This window comes from Legionella sp. (genome assembly GCF_049790535.1).
Classification (GTDB): Bacteria; Pseudomonadota; Gammaproteobacteria; order Legionellales; family Legionellaceae; genus Legionella.
The window spans coordinates 1-3762 of the sequence record NZ_JBAQZB010000164.1 but is presented as its reverse complement, the minus strand read 5'-3'; the positions used below and the strand labels follow the sequence as shown (position 1 = coordinate 3762).

Here is a 3762-nt window from a genome sequence, read left to right as displayed (position 1 = left end):
AACCAAATTAGGTATTTCTGTACGTATTATTGATAAAGAAAAACAAGCAGGTCTAACTTCGCGAGCATTAGTCGTACAAACACGTACCCTGGAATTTTATAATCAGATTGGCATCACTAATGAAGTTGTAGCGGGCGGTATCAAATTGGAATATTTTCAATTATGCCAAAATGACCTGCTGCTTAAAACTGTAAACGTTACTGAAATTGGGGTAGGCATGACCCCTTATCCTTTTATACTGTCATTCCCACAAGATGATCATGAAAGGCTGTTAGTGACTCATTTAGAAAAATTGGGTGTAAAGGTTGAGCGAAACACAACTCTGGTTTCTTTTTCACAAACAAAGGAAAAAGTTACTGCCATTATTGATTGTCACAATAAACAGGAAATTGCGAAGTTTGATTATCTTTGTGGTTGTGATGGTGCACGAAGTACTACACGAGAACAAGTAGGTCTTAAATTTCCTGGCGGCACCTATAGCCAAAAATTTTTTGTTGCAGATGTAGAATCTCCAGATGAGGCAATGCGTGGTCTGCGAATTGATGTTACAGAAACTGATTTTTGTTTAGCCTTTCCCGTACACAGCTCAAAAACAGTGCGCCTTATCGGCATTGTTCCTCCAAAACACGCACTTAAAGAGGAAATTAAATTTGCAGATGTTCAAGAGTCCGTTGCAAAAAATATAGACATTAAAATTACTGGCGTTAATTGGTTTTCCACTTACCATGTCCATCACCGCGTTGTATCTCAATTTCGCGTTGGGCGCGTTTTCTTATCAGGGGATGCGGCACATATTCATAGTCCTGTTGGTGGGCAAGGCATGAACACCGGCATTGGGGATGCGATTAATTTATCCTGGAAGTTAGCAGCTGTTCTGCAAAAGAAATGTTCTGAGAAAATACTGGACACTTATGAATTAGAACGTCTACCCTTTGCTAAAAAACTGGTTTCCACGACAGACAAAATGTTTCAAATCGTTACCTCTTCTTCATTCTTAGGCTCCGCCTGGCGAAAATTTATTTTTCCTTATCTAATTCCAATGATGTTTAAATACCCCACATTGAAACATTATTTCTTTAGCTTCGTATCACAAATAAAAATTAAATATCGTGCAAGTCCACTGAGCATGAAAAATAGGGGTAAAGTACAAGGGGGAGATCGTCTTCCTTGGGTTTCTTATAAGACAACCGATAATTTTGAGGTGCTAAAAACATTAGATTGGCAAGTACATGTGTATGGAAAACCAAATGAATTACTGCATGAAACACTTCAAAGCCAAAATATTTCCTTGATCGTATTCACTTGGTCTAAGGCAGCCAAAGACAAAGGCTTAATTGAAAATATCGCTTATTTAATTCGTCCTGATGGCTACATTTCTGTTATTGACTCAACACCCAATGGAGAACACATTAAGAAAATGTGGATATCCTTAAAATAAGCAACCTCAACAGAATACTTTAAGCCATTTACCCAACTCACAATTAATCTGGGCTAGTCGAAGGGCTTCGTGTGGATGATAGGTGTTTAATACAGCCGATATGCAGTTATCGTCTTTCCGATTAATATAGATGAACTACCTTTCATTACTCTTAAGGTTTCACTGAAACTTACCGCTTCGAAAATCATCCAAAGCTTGCATCACTTCCGCCTCAGTATTCATGACAAAAGGTCCGTGACGGACAATAGGCTCATGTAATTTCATCGCTGCAATCAATACACATTGACTGTTCTTGCCGCCCTTTAATGTGATGACTTTGCCAGCACTAAGTTTTGCCAATACGCCTTGTTCAACCAACTGCTCTCCAACCCATACTGCTCCTAAAATAACAAGTAGAACGGCCTCATAATTATCAGGAATATGTTGTTGCACACTGGCGTCTATAGGCAAGGTAATATCAAAAAATAAAGGATTTGTAGCAATATCTTTAATTGGAGAGGTGGTACCTTTATCTGTTTTACCAGCAATCACTTTAGTGACCGAACCGAATTCATTTTTTTCCAAAGGCAGTTGACTGCTCAAGATCTCCTGATAGCGAGGTGCACCCATTTTTTCTGCTGCAGGTAAATTCAACCACAATTGCATGCCCTTTAAACATCCACTCTCAGAAGATGGCATCTCCGAATGCACAATTCCTTTTCCGGCTGTCATCCATTGCACGTCTCCAGCACCAATAACACCCTTGTGTCCTTTATTATCCTCATGGGTAATACTACCAGCCAACAAATAAGTAATGGTCTCGAAACCACGATGTGGGTGAGGAGGAAAACCCGCCATAAAATCCATGGGATTATTGCTATCGAAATAATCAAACAATAAAAGAGGTTCAAAATCATTCGTTCTTTCAACGCCTATATAGCGATGCAATTTTACCCCTGCACCTTCTCGGATCAAAACCCCATTTATTAATCGAACTACTTTAATATCGGGCACCGCAACCCCTCCTATTAAACCAGAGTTTACCGCTTAAAATGAAAAAAAAATTTTATCTGGTTATTTTTAATAGCATAGTTCAAAAAAATTCGTTTTCCCAGAGAGGTCTGTTAGAAGGTGTTTCTAGGCAATTCGAATTGGCACCCTAGAGTGCCAACATTAGATGAGCACAAATTAGTCTTGATTGTGACAACTTTTATATTTCTCTACCATTTGCTCTTCTTTTTGTTTCATTTTATTTTGTAATTCTGTTTTTTGCTGAGCATTCAGTAGAGTATAGATTTGACTTTTAACCATAACTTTAGCTTTAATCATATCACCAATCAGTTTTGTTTTTTTATCAATTAAATCATTCACTACTGATTGATCCATGTTTCCTGAAGTAATCTGATCATTAATTTGCTTACTCAAATCACGCATTTGCTCCCCACTTTGTTTCATGGTTGCTTTTAAATTAGCCAAAATAGGTTGTATTTTTTGTTTTTGAGAATCATCCAGTTTGATCGATTCAAGCATTTTATTCATGCCCTCACCACAACCACCAAAATGAGCAAATGCAGCAGAGCTGATTGCTAAAGAACATGTCAATGCTAATGTTCCTAGTAATTTTTTATACATGATAACCATCCTTAGTTAATTAAGTTGAAAATCATAAACAAGTATAGACGTATTTTTGCAAATTAGTTGAAATTTAAAAATTTTATTTGGAATCCGAAGTCCTGCTGCAATTTAGGATTTACAATTCAACAGTTGTTAGCGACAATATAGCAACTTGTACTGCATTTACTCAATAAAAATATATTTTCTTGGATGCTTAAAAACTACAAACAAGGTCATCATTATAATGAATGTCTCAATCACAAAATTTCTACTGTATAGTGTTATGTTAATAAGTACGGCTTCGATTAGTCAGGCGGATGTTCTTCTTAAAGACATGCAAGAACACACTATTCCATTTTCTTCCTTGAAAGGAAGATGGATTCTTATCAACTATTGGGCAATGTGGTGTAAAACCTGTATTGCAGAAATTCCTGAATTTAATCGCTTTTACCATAAACATGAAAACGAAGCAGTAGCTTTATTTGCAGTAAATTATGATGGATTGCCTTTATTCAAACAAAATAACCTGATTCAAAAACTTAATATCCAATATCCTTCTTTAAGTTCTGATCCAGCATTGGCATTGGGTTTAGGAGATATTGTTGGTGTTCCTGTAACCTTTATATTTAATCCTAAAGGAGAGCTGGTCAACACCTTGTATGGAGGGCAAAACCTTAGCTCCCTGGAAAAAGCTATTTTTGATAAAAATACAGGCTAACCGCAATAATAAA

The 3762-nt window shown here is 36.8% G+C and carries 4 protein-coding genes; 2 read left to right on the top strand and 2 right to left on the bottom strand.

What is annotated here, in order from left to right; all coding sequences use genetic code 11:
* A partial coding sequence (locus WA877_RS11575) for an FAD-dependent monooxygenase (RefSeq protein ID WP_425171072.1) occupies positions 1-1438 on the top strand: 1438 nt, incomplete at its 5' end.
* Positions 1439-1597: 159 nt separating this feature from the next.
* Here the strand turns inward: WA877_RS11575 and WA877_RS11570 are convergent.
* Together WA877_RS11570 and WA877_RS11565 are read right to left on the bottom strand one after the other, a co-directional pair.
* Positions 1598-2431, bottom strand: a complete 834-nt coding sequence (locus WA877_RS11570) for a pirin family protein (protein ID WP_425171071.1) — start codon at positions 2429-2431, stop codon at positions 1598-1600.
* A 174-nt stretch (positions 2432-2605) separates the two neighbouring features.
* Complete coding sequence (locus WA877_RS11565; RefSeq protein WP_425171070.1) at positions 2606-3049, bottom strand: Spy/CpxP family protein refolding chaperone; 444 nt, start codon at positions 3047-3049, stop codon at positions 2606-2608.
* A gap of 265 nt (positions 3050-3314) precedes the next feature.
* Between WA877_RS11565 and WA877_RS11560 the strand changes: the two genes are divergently transcribed.
* Positions 3315-3749: a TlpA disulfide reductase family protein gene (locus WA877_RS11560; RefSeq protein ID WP_425171069.1), complete on the top strand. Its 435-nt coding sequence runs from the start codon at positions 3315-3317 to the stop codon at positions 3747-3749.
* The last annotated feature ends 13 nt before the right edge of the window (positions 3750-3762 follow it).